The sequence below is a fragment of the Pedobacter sp. 05L430 genome, from assembly GCF_056397585.1.
Window position 1 is genome coordinate 1 of the sequence record NZ_JBFTNT010000339.1, and the last position, 4219, is coordinate 4219.

A 4219-nucleotide genomic window follows, 5' to 3' on the forward strand; every position below is an offset into this window, starting at 1 on the left:
GATTATACTTCTTCTAAAAAGAAATCAATTGGAAATATTAAACCAGAAACGGAATTTATTGCAATTGCCGGTGGAGACGGAACGATAAGAAAAATGATGATTATACTTCTTCTAAAAAGAAATCAATTGGAAATATTAAACCAGAAACGGAATTTATTGCAATTGCCGGTGGAGACGGAACCACTCCATATTAGCAACAACAACAATACAAATGTCAGTTAAAATACAAAAGGCCAATTGCCCTGCTTCCCTTTGGTACTGCAAATAACATTGCCACCTCACTCCATATTAGCAACAACAACAATACAAATGTCAGCTCTTGGAACAATTATCATTTAAAGAAGTTTGATGTAGGCCAGGTAGTTGCCCCAGAGGATACTTTCTTTTTCATAGAGGCATTTGGATATGGTGTTTTTCCAAAACTAATGAAGCAATTAACGAAGATGAATACCGACCATATCAAAACACCTGAGGATGAATTTGAGCTGGCGCTCAAAACCTTGCATAAAATCTGCAGTACATATAAACCCTTTAAAGCCACAATTGAATTAGACCACAAGGTTTTTGAGGATAAATACCTCTTGATTGAAGTCATGAACATCCCTAGCCTGGGGCCTAATTTAAAGTTAAGTCCAGATGCCGACCCTGGTGATGGATATTTTGATGTACTGATGGTTGCCGAAAGTAAACGAAAAGTATTATCTGATTATATCTCCGTAATTCATGAAGGTAAGGAAAGAGTATTTACCATTAAATCGATCAGATCCAAAACGGCAGCTATTTTTACAGTATGTAAGGATGCGCACGTTGATGATCAAATTATAAAAGAAACACCAGAAAAAGTAAAAATAAAGAACATGGATAGCTTGCTTGAAATTGTAGTTAACAACAAGAAATCAGTCGCGATCGTCCCCTCTAAATGACATAGATCGCTTTTTCCAGATCACCATATACACAAGTGCCACAAATGCAACACCGGCAGTACAATATAGAATGGATGGGATCATAAAGATCACGTCCTGATATGCCCAGCCTGCAAATAATGCGCCCAAACCTATACCTGCTTCAAGAGCGATATACATGGTTGCCATAGCTTTACCTCTATGTTGTGGGTGGCTAAGGTCTATAGTCCATGCATTTAATGCAGGAGACAAAACACCTGCACCTATGCCATAAACTACTGCTCCGGTAATTAAACCGGCTTCGGAAGTGCCGTACCCTGTGATGACCAACGAGGCACACAGAATGGTCAATCCGCAGATTGCCACATTCAAACGGCCATAATTATCAGATACTTTTCCGGCAATAAACCTGATCAGCAACGAGGATATGGTAAACACCATAAAGAATATCCCCTTATTGGCCAGTCCAATATAACCACTCCAGTCAGGTATTAAGGTAAGTATTACACCATAACCTACATACGATAACAAGGTTACAATAGCTGCAGGTAATACCCTAACATCAATAATGTCCTTGCGTGATATTTTCAGAATAGATAAACTGAATTTCTTTTTATCCTTCAAGGTTTCCTTCATGTTCATCAATATGATGATCGAAAGCAACGCCAAAGCAGATGAGCTGTAAAACAGCACATTTATTGAATACAGGCCACTAATAAAACTACCAATAGCGGGGCCAATGGCCATTCCGGTACTAAAACACAAACCATGTATTCCTAAAGCCTCTCCCCAACGCTCCCTCGGAATAATATCTGCAACGTAAGCCGCAGTAGCAGTTGGCTTAAATCCGGTCGAAAAACCATGAATAAGACGCAGAAACAAAAATCCGGAAACAGTGCCCAGTATAGGGTATAAGAATCCGCAAACAAAACATACAATAGATCCTACCGCCATAACCGGAACCCTGCCAATGGTGTCGGTTAACTTTCCGCTAAATGGCCTAGATATACCTGCCGTAAGCGTAAACAATGCTATAATTAAACCCTTATACTCGGCACCACCCAAACCACTAAGGTAAGCTGGCAAATCAGGTATGAGCATATTAAAACTGGCAGAAAATAAAAGTGAACTCAGGCAGAGTAATGCAAAAGGAAGGTTATATATAGGATCTGATGTAGTGGAATTATTCATTGAGCTTGCAAAGGTAGTAAACTATTTTTTTATACATTCGTTTAATGAAATTACCACATCAAAAGGGCATGGTGATATGGCTTATGGGCCTATCCGGAGCAGGGAAAAGTACAATATCGAATCTGTTTGAGGAGCAATTAAATGAGTCCGGCTTCTTTTCTATGAAACTTGATGGGGATGAAATGAGAAAAGGCTTAAACTATAATCTGGGCTTTAGTATGGATGATAGAGCCGAAAATATCAGGCGGGCAGCTGAAACCGCAAAAATAATTGCATCCAACGGCGTAATTGTTATCTGTTCATTTATTACGCCTTTAAATGGGCATAGAACAATAGCCAAAAACATTCTGGGCGGTATGTATTTCGAAGTGTTTATCGATTGTCCGCTGGATATTTGCGAACAAAGAGATGTTAAAGGTCTATACGAACAAGCGCACAACAACACCTTAAAAAACTTTACAGGGATAAGCTCTGCCTTTGAAAGACCAACCACACCAGACTTGATCCTTCATACTGATAATTTTACTGCTGAACAATGCTGTGACCAGCTATACAACGCAGTAAAAAACAAGATAGCAGATAACGCTTAACTTACTTTACAATAAAACCCGGGATTTAATAACGAGGGTTTATTGTAAACAAATTCTTCAAAATCTGCATTAACCATAATTGCACCACTACTTACTGCTATTGCCTGTCCGGCTGCAGTATCCCATTCCATTGTTGGTCCTTTTCTGAAATAGATTTGCGCTTTACCCTCCGCAACTAAACAGAACTTTAATGAACTACCAATGGAAAGCTTACTAACTACAGGGTATTTTTTTAAGATATTCTCCTCATCCTCATCGGCATGAGAACGACTACCTATAGCAATCCATTCACTCGTTTTCCGATCTACACTGATGGCTTCAGGGGCTTCACCTGGTGTCATTTTCCAACTTCCTTTTCCTACAATTCCATAGTAAACCACATTCAATACAGGGCTATAAATTACACCAATTACAGGCTTATTGTGCTCCATAAAAGCAATGTTAACGGTAAACTGACCATTCCTGCTGATGAACTCTTTGGTGCCATCCAGTGGGTCTACACACCAATATTGCTTCCATTCTTTTCTAACAGCATATTCAATATCAGCACCTTCTTCAGATAGTATTGGAATTTCCGGATAAAGCTTAGTTAAGCCGTCTACAATGATGTCATGCGAAACACGATCAGCAGCAGTCAACGGCGAATTGTCTTCTTTTCTGGTAATTCCAAAATCTTCCTGTGTTCCATTATAAACCTCCAAAATAGCTTCTCCGGCTTTAATGGCGATGTCAATTAGTGGCTGTATGTCTGTAATGTTCATTGCTTAGGGTAAAATTATTGTCGCTCTTTCTTTAATTTCTTTAAGGATTTTGGCCTGTCCTTCTCTGTTATCTAAATCACTTTGTCTGGCAGTCCGCAGGGCTTCTTTCTTTAAAATTGCATTTTCCTTGTCGTAAACTGCAATATGATCGGCATCAATTAAACTTACATCAGCATTTTGAATAACCAGTTCGTAATCCAATTCCCTCAATACATCCCCGGCAACCAGTTCAAAGATCTCCAGATCATCGCCCTTAAATTCGTCTAAAAATTTACCGGTATTGTTACTAATGATGGGCTTTTCCAGATTGCTCCACATTTCGCCTGCTGCTGCAGTAAGTTTAGAGGTTTTGGAATCATAAAACTTAAGCATATCAGGATGATAAGCGATATCCAGATAAAGGCATAGTTTCTTAATCACCCTTTCCGGTTCCGTAATCAATGTTTCATAATTAAGCGCGAAAAAGCGCTCTGCCGGCAAACTTGCCCTTAACTTCAAACAAGCTGCCTGATCTTCGCTCCATTGCTTGGCAAGGTGGTAAATGTGTTTTTCGCCAACAATAGCTTTCTTAAATGAACAGGCTACATCTCTCCCATCTCTGTACAGATAAATGTATTTCAGGTTTAGTCCAAAATCTTCCATTTCTGTAGCATAATGAACGTTTGCCATACTTTTACAGCACCAATACTTAGCACCTTTACTAATGGCAGCCTGCTCATATACCAACCTGTTTATCTCTAAAAGATCATAACGTGTTGATTGTTCGTAAATCTCG

5 protein-coding genes and 2 pseudogenes are annotated in these 4219 nt (G+C 39.2%); 4 read left to right on the top strand and 3 right to left on the bottom strand.

The features are described 5' to 3' along the window. The 3 genes and pseudogenes from AC1DG9_RS24110 to AC1DG9_RS24120 form a co-directional block, all read left to right on the top strand. A pseudogene (locus tag AC1DG9_RS24110) lies at positions 1-222 on the top strand (diacylglycerol/lipid kinase family protein); the annotation flags it as partial. Between the two features lie 11 nt (positions 223-233). Then, positions 234-350, top strand: a pseudogene (locus tag AC1DG9_RS24115) (diacylglycerol/lipid kinase family protein); the annotation flags it as partial. 75 nt (positions 351-425) lie between these two features. Beyond that, positions 426-923: a diacylglycerol/lipid kinase family protein gene (locus AC1DG9_RS24120; RefSeq protein ID WP_477635386.1), complete on the top strand. Its 498-nt coding sequence runs from the start codon at positions 426-428 to the stop codon at positions 921-923. Here AC1DG9_RS24120 and AC1DG9_RS24125 read toward each other — a convergent pair. After that, the gene (locus tag AC1DG9_RS24125; RefSeq protein WP_172662723.1) at positions 897-2093 is read right to left on the bottom strand and encodes an MFS transporter; all 1197 of its coding nucleotides are present in this window, start codon (positions 2091-2093) and stop codon (positions 897-899) included. The two genes, AC1DG9_RS24120 and AC1DG9_RS24125, sit on opposite strands and share 27 nt — an antisense overlap. Before the next feature lie 44 nt (positions 2094-2137). On the opposite strand from AC1DG9_RS24125, the gene cysC reads away from it, so the two are divergent. Beyond that, positions 2138-2683 carry an adenylyl-sulfate kinase gene (gene cysC, locus AC1DG9_RS24130; protein WP_172662722.1) on the top strand — a complete coding sequence of 182 codons (546 nt, stop codon included), beginning with the start codon at positions 2138-2140 and terminating at the stop codon, positions 2681-2683. On the opposite strand, the gene cysQ is transcribed toward cysC, so the two are convergent. Both cysQ and AC1DG9_RS24140 read right to left on the bottom strand, forming a co-directional pair. Next, positions 2680-3444 (bottom strand): 3'(2'),5'-bisphosphate nucleotidase CysQ, encoded by a 765-nt coding sequence (gene cysQ / locus AC1DG9_RS24135; protein WP_172662721.1) that lies wholly within the window; start codon positions 3442-3444, stop codon positions 2680-2682. The genes cysC and cysQ overlap by 4 nt on opposite strands. A 3-nt stretch (positions 3445-3447) precedes the next feature. Continuing rightward, positions 3448-4219 (bottom strand): sulfotransferase family protein (locus tag AC1DG9_RS24140; protein WP_477635387.1); only part of this gene is annotated, 772 nt, incomplete at its 5' end.